Genomic DNA, 23,589 nt, shown 5'->3' with positions numbered 1-23,589 from the left:
ACCGCGCCACCGCGCACCAGAGTCAACAGGGGGGAACTCAGTGTCCGAAGACCGCCAGTCCGTATGGGGTGCCTCGCGATTCGCCCGTCCCGGCGATGGCTGGGCCGACGTCGGGCGCGGCTTGGCCGAGGTCGCGGCCGCGGTCGGCGACGACCATCACGGCGCCCCGCTGCCGAGCGGTGACCCCGTCGCGGTGCTCGGCGGGGTGACGGCACTACTCGGCCCGCACGGAGTTCCGGAGAACGGGATCGGCGAGTCCGAGGCGCTGACCCGACTCGCCCGCCTGGTGGCCGAGTTCGGACTGGACCTCACCCATCCGATGGCCGCGGCGCATCTGCAACCCGCTCCGCTGTCGGTCGCGGTCGCCGCCGACGCCCTGGCCTCGGCCACCAATGCCTCACTCGACACCTACGATTCCGGCCCGGCCACACTGGCGCTCGAGACCTGGACCGTACAGTCGCTGGCTCGTATGGCCGGGTTCGGCGAACATGCCGGCGGTGTCTTCAGTCCCGGTGGATCGATCTCGAATCTGCTGGCGCTCATGATCGCTCGCGACCACACCGCTGCCCGGCGGGGCATCGACGTGCGGCACGACGGCGTCGGCGCGTTGCACCGCCCGGTCGTCTTCTGCTCGCGCGTGGCGCACTTCTCGGTTCACCGCGCCTGTGCGGCACTGGGGCTGGGCGAGACCGCGGTCATCCCGGTCGAGGTCGACTCGCATCACCGGATGATCCCGGAGGCGCTGGAGACGGCCATCCGCGAGGCCGGCGCGGCGACCCCGCTGGCGATCGTCGCCACCGCGGGCACCACCGACTTCGGTACCGTCGACCCGCTCGGGGAGATCGCCGACATCGCCGAGCGGCACGAGATCTGGATGCACGTCGACGCCGCCTACGGATTCGGCTCGCTGTTCTCCGACCGCCTCGCCGGTCTGCTCACCGGCGTCGAACGCGCCGACTCGGTCACCCTCGACCTGCACAAGGTCGGTTGGCAGCCGGCGGCCGCGAGCCTCATGCTGCTGTCCGACGCCGATCGCTTCGTGTCCCTGAACCGTTCGGTGGCCTACCTCAACCCCGACGACGACGTGGAGGCCGGGTACAGCGGCCTCCTGGGTCAGACGCTGCAGACGACGCGACGACCCGACGTCCTCAAGGTCGCGGCGACCCTGCTCGCCTACGGACGCCGCACTCTGGGTGACATGCTCGACAAGTGCAACGACCTCGCGGTGTACGCCGAACAGCGAATCGCCACCGAACTGCAGCTCGAGCTCATCGCACCGGTCACGCTGACCACCGTCGTGTTCCGGTATCGGTGCACCGATCTCGACGCGGTCAACGGCGAACTGCGGCGTCGGTTGATCGCCGACGGCAAGGCACTCATCGGCCGCACCCAGGTCCGGGTGCCCGGTGAGGAAGAGCCCCAGACCTGCCTGAAGCTGACCCTCCTCAACCCGGAGACCTCGGAGAGCGACATCGACGAGCTGTTCGACGAACTGTTGCGCGTCGCGCTCGAGGTGGAGTCGGAAGGCACCGCCGCACCCGGCGCGGAAGTCCACAGTGAAGAAATGGTGAGAGTGTCCGAATGACCCCAGAAGAGAAGACCACTGTCGAGAACGTAGACGTACTCGCGATCGGTTGCGGCCCATTCAATCTGGGCCTCGCCGCGCTCGCCTCGACGCTCGACGACGTGAACCTCCTGGTCGTCGACTCGCGAGACGAGTTCCGGTGGCATCCGGGCCTGATGTTCGACGACGCCACCCTCCAGGTGAGCTTCCTGTCGGACCTGGTGACGCTCGTCGACCCGACCCATCCGCTGTCGTTCCTGAACTACATGGCCGACATCGATCGCATGTACCGGTTCCTGGTGCGCGAGGACTTCTTCCCGACCCGCATCGAGTACGAGGCCTACCTGCTTTGGTGCGTGTCCCGGCTCGACTCGCTCCGGTGGGGCACCACCGTCGACGAGGTGGCCTGGGACGCCGAGGCCGACGCGTTCCGGGTGACCATGCACACCGGCGCGAGCTCCTCGACGGTGATCGCACGACACGTGGTGGTCGGCATCGGCACCGAACCGCTCGTCCCGCAGGCACTCTCGTCGGATTCGCCCGCGGTGGTCCACAGCTCCGACTACCTGTTCAAACAGGAGAAGGCGCTCGCCGCCGAAACCGTCACCGTCATCGGCTCCGGCCAGTCGGGTGCCGAGATCGTCATCGATCTGCTGGAGGCGAACCTACGCGGCGGCCCCGCGGTCCGATGGTGGACGCGCACACCGTGGTTCGCGCCCCTGGACTTCACGAAGCTCTCGCTGGAGATGACCACGCCGGCCTACATGGACTACTTCCACAGCCTTCCCGAGGCCGCGCGGGATCGGGTTCGCCCGCAGCACTGGCAGTTCCACAAGGGCATTTCCACCGACACCCTGGAGCGCCTGCACGACCTGCTGTACCGGCGCCAGTTGCAGGACAAGCTCAACCCGGTGCAGCTGCGGATCTCGGTCGAGGTCGAGGGCATCGACACCCTCGCCGACGGCAAGCTCCGGGTCCGCGGCCGTCACCTCGACACCGGCTCCGAGCTGGCCCACACCACCGACATGGTCATCGCCAGTACCGGCTACCAGGCCCGCAGGGCGGACTTCCTGGCCCCGATCGAGTCTGCGCTGCACCGGGATTCGCGCGGGCGCCTGGTCATCGGCGCCAACCACGAGATCGAGACCGACGACGCCCTGACCAACCGGATCTTCGTCGCCAATGCCGAGGAGCACGCGCACGGCGTCTCGGCCCCGAACCTCGACATCGGCGCGGTCCGCAACGCACGCATCCTGAACACCGTGCTGGGCCGCGAGGCCTACCGCCTGCCCAAGCACACCGCGTTCACCAGCTTCGGCGCGTCGGACGACGACGACATCGTCGCGCCGTAACCCGCTAGCCGGCTCACGGCCCGATTCGCCACGTGCGGCTCGGGCCGTTGTCGTTGTTGCCAAGTGGCTTCGACACGGCTCCTCGCTGCGCTCGTCGCCTGCTCAACCAGCGGTGGGCCCCCGCTCCCTGAGGAGCCCACGGCGACGGGCACCCCCTGCTCCCTGAGGTGCGAGGAGCGCAAGCGACGAGCCACGAAGGGCCTGGTGAGACACGTTGCGAAGCCCTTCGTGGCTCGCTTCGCTCGCACCTCAGGGAGCAGAGATGTGGATGCTGAGAGTGTTCTTTCGTAGTCCACGACGGCCGCGAGGCCGCAGATACTGAGGTGCGAGGAGCGATAGCGACGAGCCACGAAGACATCCCAGGGGTGCAAGGTGTCAAGCGGCGAGGTTGGCGCGGTGGTTCCAGGCGGTGTGTTCGTTGTAGAGGGTGCGGTGTTTGAGGCAGCCGTGGAGGATGCCGATGAGCCGGTTGGCGAGCGCACGCAAGGCTTGGGGGTGGGACTTCTTCTGATCTCGCAGGCTGTCGTAGTAGACGCGGGCGCCGGGACTGCCGGTCAGCGCGCTTTGCGCCATCGCCATGGCGGCGGCGTTGAGGCGGGTGTTGCGGATATGGCGGGCCAGCACGACGTGCCCTTTGCCTGAGGCGATGGTCCGTGGTGAGGTGCCGGCATAGTTTCTGCGAGACTTGGCGGTGGCATAGCGTTCGGGGTCGTCCCCGAACTCGCCAAGCATCCGGGCGCCGGTGATGTCACCGACTCCGGGCATGGACAGGTAGATCTCGGCGTCCGGATGCGCTCTAAAAGACTGGGCCATACTGGTTTCCAGTTGATCAATTTGGGTGTTGAGCGTCGTCAGCATGTTCACCGTCACGGTCACGGTCGCCGCATACGCTGCGGTAAGTGCCTCCGGTGCGCTCAGATGACCGCCCCCACGCAGGGCCTGCTGGATCTCGCGGGCACGGGTATCGGTATTGCGTTGGCGGCCACCCTTTTTCAGAGCTGATCGGATCGCCGCGACCGTCAGTGCCGCTCCCTGTCGTGGGGTGGGAGCGCGACGCAACACCGCCAGGCAGTCTTTGTGGGCGAGGTCGCCGCCGAAGGCATCGACCGCGGCCGGATAGTAGGCGCCCAGTTGAGCGCGCAACACGTTCTGTTGTGCTGAGCGCGCCCACACCAGATTCTGATGCGTACGGGCCATCACCGTGATCGCCTTGACCTCGACGGTGTCGGCGGCGACCAATCGATGATTGTGCCGGTCGGTCCGCACCAGATCAGCCAGCGTTTTCGCGTCAGCCTTATCGGATTTGGTGCCCCCGACATGGTGGCGGTCGCGGTACCGCGACACCGACAACGGGTTGATCGCATACACCTGATAGCCCGCGGCGACCAGGGCGGCGACCCACATGCCGTGATCGGTTTCGATCCCCACCACCACCTCAGAGGGGTCGTGGGCGAACCGGGCGAGCAGGTCATGCATCGCCGTCACGCCGGCCGCGTTCTCGGGTAGTCGGCGGGTGGCCAGGGTGGTGCCGTGTTCATCCATCACGCACACGTCGTGATGATCCGACGCCCAGTCGTTGCCCACACAGATCATGTCGGTCGTTCACCTCGTCTTCGGTCGTCTCGATCGATCGTCGGTGTGAACCTTGGGGTGATCACCCTTGACGCGGCCTAATGGATCAGTGCTCACCCCACATGGTTCAGGGGGCACGACATCCCAGAAGCGTTCTAGCGGGTGATCCTTACCCGGCCGGGCCACGGTCTTCGTGTAGAAATCCGACACCGTTTCAGGGTCTCGGAGTGGTCACCGGCCGGGAAGGCTCACACAAACCAGCATCCCCTGCAGGACGCCGATCCACCCCCATTAGCCTGAATCTTTCACGGGTGGGTAGGGTTTCGCCGATCGGTTGTCGGTGTCGCCTTTTGATGGTTGGTGCTGGTGTGTGGGCAGGGTGGATCGCCAGCGTTGGGTTCGCTGGTTGTTCGGGTTCTGAGGTGGGGTGGGCGGCGGTGACGGGGCGCGGTGACCGAGGGGCTGGTTAGGCGGTGAGGCGTTGCCAGCCGTGGCGTATGTGGTGGTTGTAGGGCCAGTCGGTGGGTAGTCGCAGGGTGGTGGTGCGGGCGTGGGTGATGATCTTGCCGCCGACGGTGAACAGGCGGTGGCGCAAGCGTTTGGGTTCCCAGCGGCGGATGGGGTCGTGGCGGTGGTAGCCGAGGGTTTGAGTCCAGGCAATGAGGTCGGAGGCCAGGGCGACGATATCGAGCCACAGTTGGTTTTTGGCGAATGAGTCGAACGGTAGGTTGGCCATGCCGGTGTCTTTGAGGCAGCGGATACGGTCTTCGGCGCGGGCACGTTGACGGTGACGCAGTTCCAGGATCGGCAGTGTCCAGCCGCGGCCGCGGGTGTTGGTGGCGAACACGGTGTAGCGGCGGCCCTCGATGTCGGTGATGAGGTGTTGGGCTCCGTTGTGGGGATATTCGCGGCGCGCGATCAGCCGCATCCCGGGTGGCCAGGGCTCGTAGGCGGTTTCGGTGTCACGGACCGAGCGCGGCATGTGGTCGGTGATCTCGGCGACCTGGGCATCAGCTCGTGGATCGGCGTCGTCGGTGTTGATCGCGGTCACCCAGGCGGCCTCAGGCAGCACGTCCAATGCGTCTTTGACCAGTTCGGAGATGGTGAACCCGACCGAGTACTGCAGGCGTTGCTCGGCCAGGTGGGCCAGGAACTTTTTGGCACACCCGGCCGAATCGGTACGTATGAGCACCTGGGCGCGTTCAGCGGCGGGCAGCTGGGCCAACGCCGCCTCGAGGGCCGCGATGTGCATGTCCGCACCTTTGGGTGAGGCACCTCCACGCCGCAGGTCCAGGTTCAGTGTTTCCCCGGTGCCGAAGGCGCCGTGGTCGACGAACGAACACATCGGGGAATGCCCGAACACCCGCTTATACGTTTTCTGGGCCTGTTCTTTGGCCGAGCCGGCGGTCACGGTCGTGGCATCGAGATCAACGATCACCAGCCCGCCATCGATGCTGCCCGCAGTGCCCTCCAACGGGCGGGCAATGCCCCACACCCGCTCCCGCGCCGCGGCGCGAGCCGCGCTGATCGCGGTACTGACCGCCTCGACATCGGTAGCCAGCCTGCTGATCACCCGCGAAATCGTCGGATCAGAGGCCACCTGCCCGTACAACTGTGGCTGAGCCCGGACTGTGGCCACATCGGCCACACAGTCACCACCGGTCGCCAAGGTGAGCGCCAGATCCAGCACGATCTTGGCCGGATCATGGACCGTCGCCGCGGTCCGCCACGGCGCCATCGCCGCGGTCAGCTCGGCTCCCAGGCCCGAGACCTGCACGGTTTTCGTCAGCAACACCCCGCCCGAGGTCGTCAGCACCGACTCAGTGCGCGTAGGGTCCACCATCAACTCGGGATACACGTTATTCTTCACCTGCGAGGTGCCTTTCTTCTTGTGACTATTTGTTTGTGGTGAATCAATAATCACAAGGCAGACAGGCACTTTCGCGTATCACACGCCGAACACCAGCAACATCAGTGAAATATCCAGGATTAGGGTCCGGTGCCCCCGAAAACCAACTCGCCCTCCGCATTCCGCGGAGGGCGAGTTCGTTCCAGACCGAGCTCAGTTGGATGCCGCGGCGAACGACGGCTTCAGCAGGTCGAGGACGTACGGGATCGAGTTCGGCGTCGGCGCGTTGAGACCCGTGATCTGCGACTGGGTCATGAACGTGACGGCGTTGTCCTTGACCGCCTTCAGGTTCTTGTACCCGGGCAGCGACTTCAGGGTCTCCGCCTGCTCGGGGGTGGCCGTGGCCACGACGAGCACGTCGGCGTCGAGCATCGGGATGTTCTCGGTGCTCAGCCCGAAGCGCGGCTGGCCGGTCCGCTGGTACTCGGCGACCAGCTTGGGAGCCATCTTCATCCCGAGCGAGGTGAACAGCTCTCCGGCGCCGTCGTTCTCGTCACCGAGCACCGACAGCTGGTCGTTGCCGTACATGAACGCGAAGGCGTAGGTCTTACCCTTCAGATCCGGGTACTCCTGCGCCACCGCCGCGATCTTCGCGTTGGTGTCGTCGATGATCGACTTCGCCTTCTCCGGGTCGTGCAGCACGGTGCCCATCACCGTGACCATGTCCTGCCAGGGATCGATCTCCTGGTCGCTGATGGCGTTGACCGTCGGGGCCAGCTTCGAGATCTGCTGGAACTCCGGACTGTCCGAGGCGAAGCCGGGTGCGAAGATCAGGTCCGGGTTCAGCTTGGCGATGGTCGTCGCGTCGTCGCCCTTGGTGGGATCGACGAACGTCGCGTCGGCCAGCTTCTCGCCGTACCACGGCTGCATCTCGCCGGTCGCCGACTTCGAGTAGTCGTAGTACCCGACCGGCGTCTCACCGAAGGACAGAACGACGTCGGTCCATTGGTCTCCCAGGGTCACGATCCGCTCCGGGGTGTCGGGGATCGTCACCGACCGGCCGTCCGGAAGGTTGAGTTGGACGGTGCCACCGGCGGATTCGTCATCCGAGCTCGAGCAACCGGCCAGCAGGCCCGCGAACAGGAGTGCACTCGCGGCGAGTGCACCCAGGCGTGGTCGTGAAATCACGTGAAGATCCCCCAATGGGTTGTCGGTGTCGTCCGGCGGACCGGACCGTGTCACCCCGCGCGGTCAGAGCGAGCAGGGCAGCAGGACGAATCCCGCGATGGTGCAGACGCTTCGGTTGGAGAGCTTCCACTTGTTGCCGCTCCACACGAACGTCATCGAGCGATTCTGGCTACCGCGGCCGACCACGCTGATCTGCAGCGGAGCGGTCAGCGTGTTGCCGCTGACCTGGACGGGCCCGACCATCTGGTAGCTGAGCCCGACGTTGCCGTAGGTCGTGATCGCGCGGGCGACGAGGTCGATCTGACGGAGCGCGCGCTCACCGCCCTCGAGTTCGGCGGCGCGTGCGGCGCGGCTGCCATCGGAGTTCATGACGATGCGGACCTTGGTGTTGAGCTGTCCGGGCGTCAGCGCGGTCGGGCCGGCGGCAACGCTCTGCTGCGGGGCGGCCGTGGTGCCCGGCGCTGGAGCAGGTGCGGGGGCCGCACCCGGAGCCGGCGCGGCTCCTTCACCGGGAGGACCGACCGGTCCACCGATCGCTCCGCCGCCTTCGGGCACGTTTTCCGTCGGGGCCGCTGCCGGCGCTCCGGCCGGTGCGCCGGCGGATGCGGGCTGACCCGGGACGGGCTGCTGGCCGGCAATGCCCTGCTGGGGCAGCGCGGTCTGCGCGGCACCGAGGTTGACGACGGTCGGCTGTGCGGCGGTGGCGGAGTCGTTGCGCTCGCTCACCACGATGCCCACCACGCCGATCGTCACGACGATCGCGGAGATGATGGCAGCGATGCCTGCCGACGCCAGGACGGTCGGGACGCTGACCCCGCCCGATCGGCGAGACGAACCGGTGTCCGACTCGCGGTGATCGACCCCCGAGTAGTAATCGGCCCCGGCCGGGTCCTGGTAGTTGACGTCGTTGCTCATGTTGTTCTTTCTCCGTGTATGTCTTCGCCCCCGCCGATCCGACGGCCACCTGTATATTGCAGCCCTCGGACCCCGGATTACAAGGCAAGCCTAAGCTCGCACCCCCGTCAGGTCGACGGGAGGGCCTCCTGAAGTACTTCGTCGAGCGCGGACACAAATCGTTCGGCGTATCCGGGTAGCGCCTGCGCGTCGGTGACGACGCCGAACGTGGTGGTGTGTCCGAGGATCAGGGTCGTCACCGACAGCGAGTAGCCCGCGAGCGGCGACAAGGGTGTCAGGGTGACGATCGAACGCCCCAGCACCGACCGGACCCGCGAGAAGCCGGGGTTGATGCCGATGTGGATGTCGGGGTGCATGTGGGACATCGACGCGTTCACGATCGCGCGCTGCAGACCCCACAGCGGGGCGCGCGGCAGATCGTCGGCGGCGGCCAGGTACAGCTCCGGCTTGCGCGTTGCGATCGTCTCGAGTTCGCTTTGCGCACGGCCGATCTGACGTGACAGATCGGGCTCGTTGCCGAGCAGGTTGAGGAGCGCCACGGACACCGCGTTGCCGGTGTGCCGGAACTCGTCGTCGAGGGTCACCGGCAGTGTCACGCGGACGACGTCGGCCTGTGGGGACGCGGGCGGGTTGAGGCTGATCGCCCGGCCGATGGCCGCGAGGAGGAACTCGTGAACGGTCGCGCCATTGCCCTTGGCCGCCTTGCGCAGCGTCCGGGTCGACGCGGAGAACAGGGCGTACTCGCGCTCGCCCGACTTCGTCAGCGCGGGCCAGGCTCGTTTCTTGCCACCGCCCGCCGCGTGCTGGTCGCCATAGGCGGCCTTCGCCTCTTTGAGTTCCTCGGGATCGATGCCGCTGATCCGGAAGCGGGGACTGGTGGCGAATCGCTCGAACTCCGCGAGATCGTCGGGCTCCCCGTCGGCGAGGAGAGCGGCGAAGGCCGCCCCCGCGATGCCGTCGGAGATGCTGTGGTGCACCCGGAGCAGGACCCACTGTCCGACGCCTTCGGCACCCGCCGACGGCGTGAACAGGGTGATGTCCCAGAACGGGCGCGGACGCGGCAGCGGCGACTCGAGCAGTTTCGTCACCCGGCGCTGAAGATGGGCGCGGTCGGTGAACCCGAACTCGGTCACGTGTTCGCCGGCATCCCAGCTGTCGTCGGCGAGCACCACCTCGGGCTTGCGCCAGCGGCCGTTGCGGATGCCCAGCCGGAAGATCTCGAACAGCCCGGCCCGCTCCCGGACACGCGTCCGCACCTCGTCGAGGCCGAGCAACGCCCCGTCGCTCTCGAGCTGCAGGATCATCGACCAGTGCATGGGCGCACTGTTTTTGTCCATGTGCAGGTAGGTGTGGTCGGGCGGCGCGAGTTCGGTGACACGCGCGTCGGCCGGCGCCTGGCTGGCTGGGCTGTTCATGGGATGACCGCCTGGGTGAGAGGGACGATGGCTCGAGCGCTTCAGGACACCGGTGAACCGGTGCCGTGGAGTTCGGAGTCGACGAACATGGCCTGGTACCGCTCGGTGTCGGGTTTCATCGCCGCCGCGACCAGTTCCCACAGCACCTCGTCGGTGCCGCCGCCGACGCGGGCCAGTTTCATGTCCCGCCACCAGCGACCGATCGGGAATCCGGCCTCGAGGTAACCGATCCCGCCGAAGATGTGCAGGCACTCCGACGCGACCTCTTCCCCGAGGTTGGCGGCGGTGGCCTTCAGTGCCGCGGCGGTGCGCAGGTTGATCTTGCCCTCCGCGGCGACTCCGGCCAGCAAGTAGCGCAGGACGTCGACCCTGGCCTGCAGATCGGCGACGCGCAGCCGGAGCGCCTGATGGTCGTAGAGCTTCTTGCCGAATTGGGTGCGCTCCACCATCCGGGCGAGTGTCACGCCGATCATCACGTCGCACGCGGCGGCGATCTGGGCGGCCACCGAGTACCGCTCGTGCGCCAGTCCCCAGCTGATGATCGCCAGGCCCGTCCCCGGCCGGGCGATCAGCGCCTCGTCGGGAATCCAGGCGTCGATGGTCACCGGCGCGGTGTCGAGGGGCCCGGCGCCGAGTTTCGCATACGGCTTCCCCACCGTCACCGACTCGATCGGGACGGCGGCCAACCCCACGTTGCCGCCCACGTCAGGACCGTCGTCGACGCCCCGGCAGACCACGAACACGTGGTCCGCGATCGGCGAGAGAGACACGAACTTCTTGTGCCCGACGACGCGGAACCCGCCGTTCTCCGGCAGGATCCGGGTCTCGGAGTTCTGCAGATCCGACCCGCCCTGCTCCTCGGAGGCCCCGATACACAGCACCGTCTCGGCGGTCAGGGCCCGCCGGGCCAGGTCTCTGAGGTAGTCGTTGCGGCCGAAGCGGCGGAGGATGGCGATGGCCGAATCGTGCAGGCTCACACCCACTCCGATGGCCGCGGAACCCAGCGCGCCGAGATGTGCGCCGAGGGCGAAATGGTCGTGGAGGTCGGTGACCTTGCGGTCCTCCCACTTGCGGACGAAGACGCCCTCGGCACCGAGGTGTTCGAGCAGGGGCCGCGGGAATCGGTGATCCCGCTCGGCCTGCGCCGTCCAGGCCGTCACCTGCTCGTCGAACGCGGCGTCGAGCAGTTCGGCGTACGTCTGCACTGGGGTCTCCACAGTCATGTCGGGTCCGGGTCCTCTCAGGCCGGGGTGCCGGCCTTCGACCGGATGAGGTCCTCGAGGTCGCCGACGGTCTTGGACTCGAAGAGCTCCCGTTCCGACAGCTTCACGCCGAGACGCTCTTCGATCGCCACCACGCCGATGGCGAACGCCACCGAGTCCAGCCCGAGGTCGTCGATCAGCTTCGAGTCGCGGCTGATGTCGCCGAGCGCGAGGTCGAGGTCCTCTTCGAGGATGCCGCGCAGGGCTTCGGTGATGTGGTCGGACATGTGGTGGCTCCTGGGGTGGTGATGTTTGGTCGAAAGTATCGGTCGGTCAGCGCGGGACCACGTACGGGGCGACGCTGGCCAGCTTCTCGCAGGTCTCGGTGAATTCGCGCTCCGGCGTGGACTGGGCGACGATCCCGGCACCGGCACGCAGCCATGCGCCTTGCCCGGACGAGAAGATGGTGCGCAGGGCAAGGGTCGCCTCGAGCTCGCCCGTCGACGAGGCGGTGAGGATCGCGCCGGAGTACAGGCCGCGGCGTCGGGGCTCGAGACGGTCGATCGCCTCCACGGCCGGGGTCTTGGGGATGCCCGACGCGGTGATCGACGGGAACACCACCTCGAGTGCACGCCACGGCGTTTCGTGATCGGCGAGGGTCCCGCGCACGGTCGAGGCCAGATGCTGGACGCTCCCGCGCTCACGAACCTCCATGAACTCGCTCACGGCCGTGGTGTCCGCAGTGGCGATCGAGGAGATCTCGTCGAAGCACGCACGTACCGACATGGCGTGCTCGGCGATCTCCTTGGCATCCGAGAGCAGGTCGGCGCGGGCCGCCGCGTCCTGCTCTTCCGAGATTCCGAAAGCCCTTGTGCCGGCCAGTGGTTCGGTGACCACGGTCCGGTCGTCGTGCACCGCGACCACGAGTTCGGGACTGAACCCGGCCGCCTGCAGGTCACCGAGCGAGAGCAGGTAGCTCCGGGCGGGGTTGTTGTCGGCGCGGCCGCGGGCGTAGGTGGCGGGGATGTCGACCTCGAACGGGATGTCGACGGCACGCGAGAGGATCACCTTCTGGTACCGGCCGGCTTCGATCTCGGCGACAGCCGTGGCCACACGGCCGCGGTAGTCGTCCGGGTCGGACTGCACATCCACCGGCCGCGACTCGACGGAAACGGTTGCTCGCGAAGCGATCTCGAGGAGACGACCGGCACGCTCGGGGTCGAGCGACGCGGTGTCGACCCCGTCAGCATCGACGGTCGCCTCGAACTCGGGAACGATGAGGTGCGCCAGCACCGTGTCCTCGGGAACGCGCTCGAGGATGCCGTGATAGGGCGCGCAGAAGTCGAAACCGACCCAGCCGTAGACGCGCCAGTCGGGAATCGACAGCGACGCGGTCGCGGCGGCGAGCGCGTCGGCGGGGTCGCCGTGCCAGGGCGTCGTCGTGCGGTCGCCCTGATCGTCGACGATGACCTCGCTGCGTGTGATCACCACGCGGGCGCGGACACCGGCTGCGAAGGTCCAGCGCCGGTCACGCTCGTAGACGACATGGTCGCCGAATTCGCCGGAGCGGGCCCAGGCCGCCGTGATCCGCGCGGCATCGAACTCGCTCAGCGGCGAGGCCGGCGCGAGCAGGTCGACGAACTGCGCGGCGTGCGATTCGGTTGTCAGCGACATGTCCTTCGTTCCTCCGGTCGTGATGCACTCGAGCACCGATGATCATAGGGAATCTTAGGGCAGCCTAATCAAACAATCCCCCGCGGGTCGACAACCGGCCTCCCGCCCTGCATCGACCGGTAAGGTTACCCTATCCTGCCTGTGTTTCAATGAACTCATGCCGACGCATCTCGACGCCGCGACCGATCTGCTCGACGGTTTCGCTCCCCACACCGACGCACAGGCACAGAAGTACCGCGACGCCGGCGTCTTCCTCGACCGCCCGTTGTTCGCCGGCCTCGATCTGGCCGCCGAGCGAACTCCCGACTCCCCTGCGCTGACCGACGCCTCCACCGACGGGCCGCGCACGCTCACCTATACCGAGTTCCGCGACGCCACCCTCCGTCGTGCCGCCGGTTTCGTCGCGGCCGGACTGCGGCCGACGCAACGGGTCGTGTTGCAGCTGAACAACTCCCTCGACTTCGCGGTCACCCTGTACGGCCTCCTACGCGCGGGTGTCGTTCCGGTGATGACGCTGCCCGCGCACCGGATCACCGAGATCGCCCATCTCGCAGCCGGTGCCGGCGCGGTCGCCTACATCGGTGAGGACGGCCGCCGGGGGTTCGACTACCGCGAGCTCGCGACCGAGCTGCAGTCACGGGTGCCCGACGTCGCGCAGGTCTTCATCTCCGGCGAACCGGGTCGATTCACACCGCTCCCCGACGCCGATCCCGCCTCGGTCGAGCTCCCGGCTGCCCCCGACGCCGGGCTACCCGCCCTGTTCCTCGTGTCGGGGGGCACCACCGGACTGCCGAAACTCATCGCGCGCACGCACGACGACTACGACCTCAACGCCCGGCTGTCCGCGGACGTCGCCGGCCTCACCGCCGACGACACCTACCTCGTCGCCCTGCCGGCCGCGCACAACTTTCCGCTGTGCTGCCCGGGAATACTGGGCGTCTTCGGTGCGGGCGGCCACGTCGTCTTCGCCGACAACCCCAGCCCGGACAACACTTTCGACCTCATCGAGCGGCACCGCGTCACGGTGACCGCGCTCGTCCCCGCGCTCGCGCAACTCTGGTGCGCGGCGACCGAGTGGGAGCCGGCGGACATCAGCTCCCTGCGCCTGCTGCAGGTGGGCGGCGCCAAACTGGCCCAGTCCGACGCCGTCGCCCTCGACGCGGCCCTCGGCCCCGTCGTCCAGCAGGTCTTCGGCATGGCCGAGGGGCTGATCTGCTACACCCGGACCGACGACCCACGCGACCTGGTCCAGCAGGTGCAGGGGGCGCCGATGTCGGAGCTCGACGAGGTGCGGGTGGTCGACGAGGACGGCGCCGACGTCCCCGACGGCACAGAAGGTGAATTGCTGGTACGCGGCCCGTACACGATCCGCGGTTACTACCGCGCCGCTGCCCACAACGAGAAGTCCTTCACACCGGACGGGTTTTACCGGTCCGGGGACAAGGTCACCCGGCTGCCGTCGGGGCACCTGGCCGTGACCGGCCGCATCAAGGACACCATCGTGCGCGCCGGGGAGAACGTCGCCGCCGACGACGTCGAGGAGAACCTCCTCGCCCACGATTCGGTCCGGCAGGTCGCGGTGGTCGGGCTGCCCGACGATGCGCTCGGTGAGAAGATCTGTGCGGCAGTCGTGCTCTCGCACGAACACCCCCCGGCCCGACCGCTCGAGCTGGCGACGATCCGTACGTTCCTCGCCGAACGCGGTCTCGCGTCCTTCAAACTGCCCGACGTGGTCCGCGTCGTGCAGACACTGCCGGTCACCGCAGTAGGCAAGATCGACAAAAAGGTGCTCCGCGAGACATTGCTGTCGGAGCCGTCGGCGGGCTGAGCCGAGTCGGAGCCCGTTCCTCACACCGGCGCGAGCGCGACCACCGCTCCCTCTAATCCGAAAGAAGCGCATAACCCCTGCTCCCTGAGGTGCGAGGAGCGATAGCGACGAGCCTCGAAGGGTCCGGCGAGGAATGTTCTGGAGCCGCCGAGGCTTACCTTCGGATCACACCGGCGCGAGCGGCACGATCCCGGGATGGCTGTCGAGGTAGCGCTTGGTGAACGTGCACACCGGCCGGAGGCGGGCACCCTGTTCGCGGGTGTATTGCACGGCGCTACGGGTGAGTCGCGTGGCGAGTCCGTGTCCGCTGTATTCGTCGTAGAGCACGGTGTGCAGCACGGTGATGGTGGTCTGACCGTCCGCCGACTCGGTCGAATAACCGAGCACGCCGACCAGGTCGCCGGCGACCCAGAGTTCGAATCGGTCGCGGTCGGGATTGTGTACCACCTGCGAGATCTGTTGCAGGATGGACTTTGCCGACTGTGGTGGTCGCTGACGATGCTTGCGTAGCACCCGACCCTCCTCACCTCGTGATCGCGGACATCGGATCACCGGCGCGTACCTGCCACACGCGACAGCGCCACCCCTGTGATCCGGGTCACACGGTACCTTACGGAACCGTAACTGCCGACCCCGATCGTGTGATCGTCGCAAATCGATACGGTCTTCCCCACCCGCACGACCCGACCGGACGATGCGATGTAGGGTGGCGGACGCACGACAACTACACACCGCGGGGGCTCTCACGATGACCGAGGGCTGAGATGGCGACGGGCGGTCGCCGACCGCTCGAACCTGTCCGGGTAATGCCGGCGTAGGGAGACCAGCCATGGGCACACGTGTATCCACCACCCGCAACAGCAGCGCACCCGCCGATTCCGGGTTCCTGACCCTCGGCCCGATCGAGGGCAGCGCCAAGCACTACCTCGCCGTCGACGACCTGCGTGTGCCGCAGCGTCGAATCCAGCTCACCAACGGCGAACACCTCGACGTCTACGACACCTCCGGCCCCTACACCGATACGGCGGCGCACATCGACGTCGAGAAGGGCCTCACCCCCACCCGCGACAGCTGGCATCGGCCCGACCCGATCGACGGCGCGAGCACCCAGCTGGCCTGGGCGCGTGCCGGCATCATCACCGACGAGATGCGGTTCATCGCCGCCCGGGAGGGCGTCGACGCCGAACGGGTCCGGTCGGAGGTCGCCATCGGCCGCGCGGTCATCCCGGCCAACCACCGCCACCCCGAGTCCGAACCGATGATCATAGGCAAGAACTTCGCGGTGAAAGTCAATGCGAACATCGGTAATTCGGCGGTGCGCAGCTCGATCTCCGACGAGGTCGAGAAGATGGTGTGGGCCACCCGCTGGGGCGCCGACACGATCATGGATCTCTCGACCGGCGCCGACATCCACACCACCCGCGAGTGGATCATGCGTAACTCGCCGGTCCCCGTGGGGACGGTTCCGATCTACCAGGCGCTGGAGAAGGTCAACGGCGATCCCGCCTCGCTGACCTGGGAACTGTATCGCGACACAGTCATCGAGCAGGCGGAGCAGGGCGTCGATTATATGACCGTCCATGCCGGTGTCCTGCTGCGCTACGTTCCGCTGACCGCGAAGCGGGTGACGGGCATCGTCTCGCGCGGCGGTTCGATCATGGCGGCCTGGTGTCTCGCGCACCACCGGGAGTCGTTCCTGTACACGCACTTCGACGAGTTGTGCGAGATCTTCCGCCGCTACGACATCACGTTCTCCCTCGGCGACGGCTTGCGCCCCGGATCGATCGCCGACGCGAACGACGAGGCCCAGTTCGCCGAACTCCGCACTCTCGGCGAGCTGACCGCGATCGCCAAATCGCATGGTGTGCAGGTCATGATCGAAGGCCCCGGGCACGTCCCGATGCACAAGATCGCCGAGAACGTGCGCCTGGAGGAGGAGCTGTGCGAGGAGGCCCCCTTCTACACCCTGGGTCCGCTCGCCACCGACATCGCGCCGGCCTACGACCACATCACCTCGGCCATCGGCGCGGCGATGATCGCTCAGGCCGGCACCGCGATGCTGTGCTACGTGACTCCGAAAGAGCATCTAGGACTTCCGGACCGCGACGACGTCAAGGTCGGCGTGATCACGTACAAGATCGCGGCGCACTCGGCCGACCTGGCCAAAGGCCACCCGCGGGCACAGGAACGCGACGACGCACTGAGCAAGGCGCGCTTCGAGTTCCGCTGGACCGACCAGTTCAATCTCGCCCTCGACCCCGACACCGCGCGCGCATACCACGACGAGACGCTACCCGCCGAGCCCGCGAAGACCGCCCACTTCTGCTCGATGTGCGGACCCAAGTTCTGCTCGATGCGGATCTCGGCGGACGTCCGCGCCTACGCCGAGGAGCACGGTCTCGTCACCGCGGACGACATCGACCGGACTATCGCCGAGGGCATGGCCGCGAAGTCGGCCGAGTTCGCCGAGGCCGGTAACCGCGTGTACCTCCCGCTCCAGACGACCGGCGGCGCCTGATGCGCACAGACGACGCGCGACGACGCACAGTCGACGCGAATCAGCGCACGGTCGACGAACAGGCCTACACGGGACTCCCGCTGTCACCGCCCGGAACGGCCCCGGTACGGGTCCTGACCATCGCTGGTTCGGACTCCGGCGGGGGCGCGGGAATACAGGCAGACATGCGCACCTTCGCCCTGCTCGGGGTGCACGGGTGTGTCGCGGTGACCGCGGTGACGGTCCAGAACTCGGTGGGCGTGAGCGGGTTCGAGGAGATCTCACCGCAGACCGTGGCGGCGCAGATCGACTCCGTGTCCGGTGACATCGGTGTGGCCGCGGCGAAGACCGGGATGCTCGCGTCGGCGCCCATCATCGAGGCCATCGTCGAGCAGTGCCGCACGAGCGGTATCGGCCGGGACACATCCGTTCCGCTGGTGGTCGATCCGGTGTGCGCGTCGATGCACGGCAACCAGCTGCTCGCCGACTCGGCACTCGACACCCTGCGGCACAGCCTGTTTCCCCTCGCGACGGTGGTGACCCCGAACCTGGACGAGGTTCGCCTGATCACCGGGATCGAGGTCACCGATACCGCGTCGCAACGCGACGCGGCCAGGGCGCTGCTCGATCTCGGGCCGCGCTGGGCGCTGGTGAAAGGCGGGCACCTGCGAAGCTCGGACCACTCCCCCGATCTGCTCTACGACGGCGACCAGTTCATCGAGCTCAGCCACGAACGCATCGACACCCCGCATGACCACGGCGCCGGCGACACCCTCGCCGCCGCGATCGCATGCGCGCTGGCCCACGGGCACGACGTTCCCGCGGCGGTCGGCTTCGGCAAGGACTGGGTGACCCGCTGCCTGGCCGCTGCGTATCCACTGGGCGCCGGCCACGGTCCGGTCAATCCGCTGTGGCGTGTGGGCGCCGGGTCGGCGGACTGACGCGACGCCGGTCCCGAACCGGAGAATAGACAACGCTCCCCGACGGCGACCGGCGCCATCGGGGAGCGTTGTCTGTGTCGAGGGACCGTCAGGCGGTTCCGCTGAGGGCCTTGCTCTTCAAGTGCTCGAACTCCTGGGGTGTGATCGCGCCCGAGTCGAGCAGGTTCTTCGCGTCGGCGATCTGCTGGGTCGGCGAGGTGCCTGCGACGGACCGGATGTACTCGTCGGACGCCTGCTTGGCCTCGCTGTAGGCCTCACGCTGACGCTCGGCCATCCCCTTGCCCTTGGCGAGCAGGTACACGATGGCGGTGAGGTACGGGAGGAAGATCAAGAAGACAATCCAGGCCGCCTTCTGCCAGCCCGACGCGGCCTTGTCCCGGAACAGGTCGCTGATGATGTGCCACAGGACGATCAGGTAGGCCACGAACGCGAAGATGACGATCGTGTACCAGATGAAGTCCCAGAATGAATCCCACATCGGAGTGTCTCCCTTGTCTAGAAGAAATCGGCGAGTTCAGAGCCGAGCACATGAACCGTTATGAAGCATTACACAGCACCGACCTCGACACCGTGACGAACTGGAAAGATGTTCGTGAAATCGTGTGAAAAGACCATTGCGGGCGCAATTCCTCCGATTTCGCCCCTCACGATCACAACTTCGCGAAGGGCGACATGGAATCTCACCCGGTAGGTATCGAGAAGGTCGAGCTCGGTCTCGACACGTTCGGGGACATCACCGCCGAACCCGACGGCACATTGCGCTCGGGGTCGCAGACCCTGCGCGATCTGCTCGAGCAGGCCATCCTCGCCGACACGGTCGGCGTCGACTTCCTCGGTGTCGGTGAGCATCACCGGGACGACTACGCGGTGTCGGCACCCGAGGTCGTACTCGGCGCCATCGCGGCGCGCACCACCCGGATGCGTCTCGGTTCGGCCGTCACCGTCCTGAGTTCCGATGATCCGATCCGCGTGTTCCAGCGGTTCTCGACAGTCGATGCGTTGTCGTCGGGTCGCGCCGAGGTGATCCTCGGGCGCGGGTCGTTCACCGAGTCGTTTCCGCTGTTCGGTTTCGACCTCTCCGATTACGAGGAACTGTTCAGCGACAAGCTGGCCCTGTTCGCCGAACTGCGCACCGGCCGACCGGTCTCCTGGTCGGGTTCCACGCGCAGTCCGCTGCAGTCCCAGACGGTCTACCCCGAACTCGAGAACCCTCCCCTGCCGACGTGGATCGCGGTCGGCGGCAGCCCGGAGTCGGTGGTACGTGCCGCGTCGTACGGCCTGCCACTCATGCTCGCCATCATCGGCGGCGACCCGCTGCGCTTCAAGCCGTACGTCGATCTCTATCACCGCGCCCTGCGCGAGATGAACAAGCCGCTATTGCCCGTCGGCGTGCACTCACCGGGACATGTCGCCGACACCGACGCGCAGGCACGCGACGCCCTATGGCCGCACTACCGCGAGTACGTCGGGCGCATCGGTCGCGAACGCGGTTGGCCGCCGCCGACCCGCATCGAGTTCGAACGGTCGACGGGACCCGGCGGCTCGCTCTACGTCGGGTCGCCCGACACCGTTGCCCGCAAGATCGCGTCGACCGTCCAAGCGCTGGGACTGAGCCGATTCGACCTGAAGTATTCGCACGGGACACTCGGCCACCCCGAGCTCATGCGCAGTGTCGAACTCTATGGAACGCAGGTCATCCCGCGGGTGCGCGAACTGCTCAGCGTCGGGTCAGGGTGAGCTGGAAGTCGCCTGCGGGATCCGTCCACGCCGACACGACGGACAGTCCGGCCGACTCGAGTTCTTCCGCGAGCGCCCCGGGCTGGAACTTGGTGCTGATCTCGGTGTGGATCTCGGTTCCCGCGGGCACCCGCCACGATCGGCCCAGCACACCGAAGTACGCGTCGACGTCCCGCCGGGCGCGAAGCCACATCTCGACGCGGTGCTCGCCCGGATTCCAGCGGGCGATGTGTTCGAAGTCGTCGGCGTAGAGCCCGCGAGCGTCGAGGCCGGCACGGAGCACCTCGATCATGTTCCGGTTGAAATCGGCGGTCACACCGGCACTGTCGTCGTAGGCGGCGACGAGCCGTCCGGTGTCCTTGACGAGGTCGGTACCGAGGAGGAAGTAGTCACCCGGGGACAACGAGCCGACCATCGAACGATAGAACTCCGCGCGCGCAGCAGGATCGAAGTTGCCGATCGTGCCACCGAGGAACACCGCGAGGCGCGGGCCGTCGGCGGGCGGGAGATCCAGGTCGGGCTCGGTGAAGTCGGCGACCACGGGGACGACGTCGATCCCGGGATAGTCGACGGCGAGCACTTCGGCTGTCGTCGTGAGCATCTCGGTGCTGATGTCGACGGGGACGTAGGTCGGCCGCTCACCGTCGGCGGCCGCGTCCACGAAGGCGTCGAGCAGCAGACGCGTCTTGGTCGATGTGCCCGAGCCCAGTTCGACGATGACGTCGGCACGGGTCGTCGAGGCGATCTCGGCCGACCGCGCGCGCAGGATCGCGGTCTCGCGGCGGGTGGGGTAGTACTCGGGCAGACGGGTGATCTCGTCGAAGAGCTTGCTGCCGCGCTCGTCGTACAACCACTTCGTCGGGAGGACCGGTGGTTGCTGCCACAATCCCGAGAGTGCGTCTGCGGCAAGGCCCCCGATGGCCGTGTCCCCGGTGGTCGCCGCCACCGGTGCGTCGCTGTCGAGGCTCATCGGGCCAGCCGGAGTCCTGAGAAGACCCAGCGCGACGGCGCCGGGAAGAAGTTCCGGTACGTCAGTCGTTCGTGACCCACAGGCGTCACCGCGCTCGCCCCACGCAGCACATGCTGGTCGGACATGAACTTGCCGTTGTATTCACCCACCGCGCCGTTGGCGGGCACGAAGCCGGGATAGGGCAGGTACGCACTGGCCGTCCACTCCCACACATCCCCGATCATCGCCGCACCGACGCGGCCGGGATGACATCGGTCCGGATCGAGGAGTGTCCCGCGCTCGGTACCCAGTGAGCCGGCAGCGATCTCCCACTCGAATTCGGTGGGCAACCGGGCCCCCGCCCAGCGGGCGTAGGCGTCGGCCTCGTAGAACGAGACGTGCAGGACGGGCTCGTCGGGCACGATCTGCCGCCGGCCGGACAGGGTGTACGTCGTCCAGTCCGACGGGTCGGTGGAGCGCGCACCGGTCTCGTCGCGCCAGTATCCCGGTGCGTCCCATCCGGTCTGGCGGATGGTCGCCCACCCGTCGGACAACCAGAATTCGGCGCGCCGGTAACCGTCGTCGGCCATGAACTCCAGCCAGTCGGCGTTGGTGACCGCGCGGTCGGCTATCTCGAAGTCCTCGAGATACACCCGGTGCCGGGGGCCCTCGTTGTCGTAGGAGAATCCGCTGCCCAACGCGCCGATCTCGTTGACGCCGCCCTCGAACTGCCGCCAGCCCAACGCTTTCGCGATGCCCGGTTCGTCGGGTTCGCGATCGATGTACACCGGCCCGAACGTATTGGTGGAGAAGAGATGCTTGATGTCCATGAGCAGCAGCTCTTGGTGCTGCTGTTCGTGATTGAAGCCGAGTTCGACGAGTTCGAGTGCGGCCTCGTCGAGGTCGCCGCGCTCGAGGAGATCCACCATCGCGGCGTCGACATGCTCGCGGTAGCGGGTCACATCGCGGACACCCGGCCGCGTGACGAGACCGCGATCAGGTCGTGGATGCCGTTCTCCCACAGCCTCGTAGTAGCTGTTGAACAGGTACCGGAACGTGTCGTCGTAGACCTTGTACGCGGGGTCACGCCGCAGGATGAACTCCTCGAAGAACCAGGTGACGTGCGCCCGGTGCCATTTCGCCGGGCTCGCCTCGGTCATCGACTGCGGTGTCTGGTCCTCGGGCGAAAGCCGTTCGGACAGCGTGTCGGTCAGGGCGCGGACGTCGAGGTAGCGACGCGCGACATCGGTGACGACACCGTTCGCCGGCGGGCTCTCGGCGGACCGGGTGTCTGTGGACTGGGGACGAACCGACGGTTCGGTGATGCTCACTGGATAACCTCCCGTGGCAAAGCCTGGAGCGGCCGGCGACGACTTCGCCGATCTCCGCATCCATCGTCATGACGCTTGCCGTTCCTGTCAACGCACAGGCTCTTATCGGCCTCGACGTGTCGTCGTCAACTCGGGGTTGACGCGATCGACTCGTCAACCTACGGTTGACGCATGCCCCAGAATTCAGTCTCCATCCGCCTCGACGACCTGATCCATGCCATCCGCAAGGTCCACGACGACCCGCTGGACCAACTCTCCGACGCGGTGGTCGCCGCGCAGCACCTGGGCGACATCGCCGACAGCCTGATCGGTCACTTCGTCGACCAGGCCCGCCGCTCGGGAGCATCGTGGACCGCGATCGGCACCAGCATGGGCGTGAGCAAACAGGCCGCTCAGAAGCGGTTCGTCGACCGCGTGTCGTCCGCAGGCGAGAACAATGCACCCGGCGCGGACAACCCGTTCTCGCGTTTCACGCCCCGGGCCGCGAACGTACTGATGGCCGCGAACGCGGCAGCGGCCGCGGGCCGTGCCGAGCACGTGACCCCGGCCCACATCGCGCAGGCCCTCACGGTCGAACCGAAGTCCCTCGTGTTCCATGTGCTGCGGGACTCCGGTATCGACGCCGACGCCTGGCGTGCAGCCATCGCGCCACTGCTCCCGGCACCGCGGGACATCGCCGACGACGAAGCAACGAGCGTGGTGCCCTACGACGACGCGTCGAAGTCGGTCCTGGAGTCGACCGTCGCTGCCGCCCTCGATCTCGGGCACAACTACATCGGCACGGAGCATCTCCTGCTCGGCTTCTTCGTCGATGCAACGCTCGCCGAGGCGATGAGCGGGCTGGGTCTCACGGCCGATGCCGTCCGCTCGACCATCGTCGCGATGCTGGCGCAGGTATTGGAGCAGCCCGGCGCCGGGAGCGAAGCGAGCGGGCCGAATCAAGCCGGCCCCGGGAGCGAAGCGAGCGGGCCGAATCAAGCCGGCGCCGGGAGCGAAGGGAGCGGGCCGGGTCAGACCGACTAGTCCGAATCGGAGATGTAGTGCACCGCAGCCTCTTCCGCGGAGGCTCCGGCGCCGTCGATCCCGGCGTCCTCGGCGACGGCGTCCGACTCGGTGTCGATACCCGATCCGGCGTCCGGGGCGATGAGACGTCCGGCGCGGCGGTCCCCGACCTCGTCGTCTTCCTCGAACTCGTCGTCACGATCGGAATCGTGTGCGCGCCAGTCGGTCCGCGCACGTTCCTCGGCGGTGATCTCGTCGAGCGGATCGACCGCTCCGACGTCGGGTTCCTCTTCGGCCAGCCGCTCGTCGAGCGTCTCGCCCTCGGCCTGCTCGCGAGAGGTCAGCCCGTGGACGGCGCCCTTGGGCGCATAGTCGGGCGGTGAGTACCCCTCGTCGAGGACGTCGTCGACGCCGCGGTCGTCCAGAGTGTCCTCCGGCTGCAGTTGGTCGTCCTCGTCCAGGCTGTACTCGCCGTCCGAACCCTCCGGGGTGCTACCGATGTCGTCCTTCATCCTTGCCACGATGCCAGCCCGCCGGGAGTCCTGCCAGGACGACCCGATGGCGCGACGTGGC

General features: G+C 67.4%; 20 protein-coding genes and 1 riboswitch. Of the genes, 7 read left to right on the top strand and 13 right to left on the bottom strand.

Annotation, left to right across the window (positions count from 1 at the left end; genetic code table 11):
• Positions 1–40: 40 nt before the first annotated feature.
• A complete protein-coding gene (locus GR168_RS03050; RefSeq protein ID WP_159369981.1) occupies positions 41–1,585 on the top strand; it encodes a pyridoxal-dependent decarboxylase in 1,545 nt (514 codons plus the stop codon).
• Positions 1,582–2,916: a SidA/IucD/PvdA family monooxygenase gene (locus GR168_RS03045; protein WP_159369980.1), complete on the top strand. Its 1,335-nt coding sequence runs from the start codon at positions 1,582–1,584 to the stop codon at positions 2,914–2,916. Before GR168_RS03050 ends, GR168_RS03045 begins: the two co-directional genes overlap by 4 nt.
• 375 nt (positions 2,917–3,291) lie before the next feature.
• Here the strand turns inward: GR168_RS03045 and GR168_RS03040 are convergent, their stop codons facing one another.
• The 8 genes from GR168_RS03040 to GR168_RS03005 all read right to left on the bottom strand — a co-directional run bounded on the left by GR168_RS03040 (position 3,292) and on the right by GR168_RS03005 (position 12,731).
• Complete coding sequence (locus tag GR168_RS03040; protein WP_159369979.1) at positions 3,292–4,509, bottom strand: IS110 family transposase; 1,218 nt, start codon at positions 4,507–4,509, stop codon at positions 3,292–3,294.
• A 445-nt stretch (positions 4,510–4,954) separates the two neighbouring features.
• On the bottom strand, positions 4,955–6,331 hold the full coding sequence (locus tag GR168_RS03035) for an IS1380 family transposase (RefSeq protein ID WP_275892326.1): 1,377 nt from the start codon (positions 6,329–6,331) through the stop codon (positions 4,955–4,957).
• A gap of 219 nt (positions 6,332–6,550) precedes the next feature.
• On the bottom strand, positions 6,551–7,525 hold the full coding sequence (locus GR168_RS03030; protein WP_159369978.1) for an ABC transporter substrate-binding protein: 975 nt from the start codon (positions 7,523–7,525) through the stop codon (positions 6,551–6,553).
• A 63-nt stretch (positions 7,526–7,588) separates the two neighbouring features.
• Positions 7,589–8,440, bottom strand: coding sequence for a hypothetical protein (locus tag GR168_RS03025; protein ID WP_159369977.1), 852 nt, complete (start codon positions 8,438–8,440; stop codon positions 7,589–7,591).
• A 107-nt stretch (positions 8,441–8,547) separates the two neighbouring features.
• Complete coding sequence (locus GR168_RS03020) at positions 8,548–9,855, bottom strand: wax ester/triacylglycerol synthase domain-containing protein (RefSeq protein WP_159369976.1); 1,308 nt, start codon at positions 9,853–9,855, stop codon at positions 8,548–8,550.
• 41 nt (positions 9,856–9,896) lie between these two features.
• Entirely contained in the window at positions 9,897–11,078 is a 1,182-nt protein-coding gene (locus tag GR168_RS03015; protein WP_159369975.1) for an acyl-CoA dehydrogenase family protein, read from the bottom strand.
• A gap of 17 nt (positions 11,079–11,095) precedes the next feature.
• Positions 11,096–11,344 (bottom strand): acyl carrier protein, encoded by a 249-nt coding sequence (locus GR168_RS03010; RefSeq protein WP_058251371.1) that lies wholly within the window; start codon positions 11,342–11,344, stop codon positions 11,096–11,098.
• Positions 11,345–11,390: 46 nt separating this feature from the next.
• A complete protein-coding gene (locus GR168_RS03005) occupies positions 11,391–12,731 on the bottom strand; it encodes a salicylate synthase (protein WP_159369974.1) in 1,341 nt (446 codons plus the stop codon).
• Positions 12,732–12,888: 157 nt separating this feature from the next.
• Here GR168_RS03005 and GR168_RS03000 point away from each other — a divergent pair, with 157 nt between their 5' ends.
• Positions 12,889–14,559, top strand: coding sequence for an AMP-binding protein (locus GR168_RS03000; RefSeq protein ID WP_159369973.1), 1,671 nt, complete (start codon positions 12,889–12,891; stop codon positions 14,557–14,559).
• A 165-nt stretch (positions 14,560–14,724) separates the two neighbouring features.
• Here GR168_RS03000 and GR168_RS02995 read toward each other — a convergent pair whose 3' ends face one another.
• Entirely contained in the window at positions 14,725–15,072 is a 348-nt protein-coding gene (locus GR168_RS02995; protein WP_159369972.1) for a GNAT family N-acetyltransferase, read from the bottom strand.
• A 219-nt stretch (positions 15,073–15,291) separates the two neighbouring features.
• Positions 15,292–15,381, top strand: a riboswitch (TPP riboswitch).
• 7 nt (positions 15,382–15,388) lie between these two features.
• Between GR168_RS02995 and thiC the strand changes: the two genes are divergently transcribed.
• Complete coding sequence (gene thiC / locus GR168_RS02990; protein ID WP_238995007.1) at positions 15,389–17,077, top strand: phosphomethylpyrimidine synthase ThiC; 1,689 nt, start codon at positions 15,389–15,391, stop codon at positions 17,075–17,077.
• Positions 17,077–17,997 (top strand): bifunctional hydroxymethylpyrimidine kinase/phosphomethylpyrimidine kinase, encoded by a 921-nt coding sequence (gene thiD, locus GR168_RS02985; RefSeq protein WP_159369971.1) that lies wholly within the window; start codon positions 17,077–17,079, stop codon positions 17,995–17,997. The genes thiC and thiD overlap by 1 nt, the downstream gene beginning before the upstream one ends.
• Positions 17,998–18,085: 88 nt before the next feature.
• Here thiD and GR168_RS02980 read toward each other — a convergent pair whose 3' ends face one another.
• Positions 18,086–18,475 carry an SHOCT domain-containing protein gene (locus GR168_RS02980; RefSeq protein WP_065630488.1) on the bottom strand — a complete coding sequence of 130 codons (390 nt, stop codon included), beginning with the start codon at positions 18,473–18,475 and terminating at the stop codon, positions 18,086–18,088.
• Between the two features lie 194 nt (positions 18,476–18,669).
• Between GR168_RS02980 and GR168_RS02975 the strand changes: the two genes are divergently transcribed.
• Positions 18,670–19,734 carry an LLM class flavin-dependent oxidoreductase gene (locus GR168_RS02975; RefSeq protein ID WP_159369970.1) on the top strand — a complete coding sequence of 355 codons (1,065 nt, stop codon included), beginning with the start codon at positions 18,670–18,672 and terminating at the stop codon, positions 19,732–19,734.
• On the opposite strand, the gene egtD is transcribed toward GR168_RS02975, so the two are convergent.
• Positions 19,715–20,704 (bottom strand): L-histidine N(alpha)-methyltransferase, encoded by a 990-nt coding sequence (gene egtD / locus GR168_RS02970; RefSeq protein ID WP_159369969.1) that lies wholly within the window; start codon positions 20,702–20,704, stop codon positions 19,715–19,717. The genes GR168_RS02975 and egtD overlap by 20 nt on opposite strands.
• Positions 20,701–22,014, bottom strand: a complete 1,314-nt coding sequence (gene egtB / locus GR168_RS02965) for an ergothioneine biosynthesis protein EgtB (protein WP_159369968.1) — start codon at positions 22,012–22,014, stop codon at positions 20,701–20,703. Before egtB ends, egtD begins: the two co-directional genes overlap by 4 nt.
• 171 nt (positions 22,015–22,185) lie before the next feature.
• Between egtB and GR168_RS02960 the strand changes: the two genes are divergently transcribed.
• A complete protein-coding gene (locus GR168_RS02960; protein ID WP_159369967.1) occupies positions 22,186–23,037 on the top strand; it encodes a Clp protease N-terminal domain-containing protein in 852 nt (283 codons plus the stop codon).
• On the opposite strand, the gene GR168_RS02955 is transcribed toward GR168_RS02960, so the two are convergent.
• Entirely contained in the window at positions 23,034–23,528 is a 495-nt protein-coding gene (locus tag GR168_RS02955) for a DUF5709 domain-containing protein (RefSeq protein ID WP_058251378.1), read from the bottom strand. The two genes, GR168_RS02960 and GR168_RS02955, sit on opposite strands and share 4 nt — an antisense overlap.
• Positions 23,529–23,589: the final 61 nt, after the last annotated feature.

The organism is Gordonia sp. JH63, assembly GCF_009856645.1.
In the GTDB taxonomy this organism is placed as follows: Bacteria; Actinomycetota; Actinomycetes; order Mycobacteriales; family Mycobacteriaceae; genus Gordonia; species Gordonia hongkongensis.
Note: the sequence above shows the minus strand (reverse complement) of the source record. Positions and strands in the feature narration are given on the sequence as shown.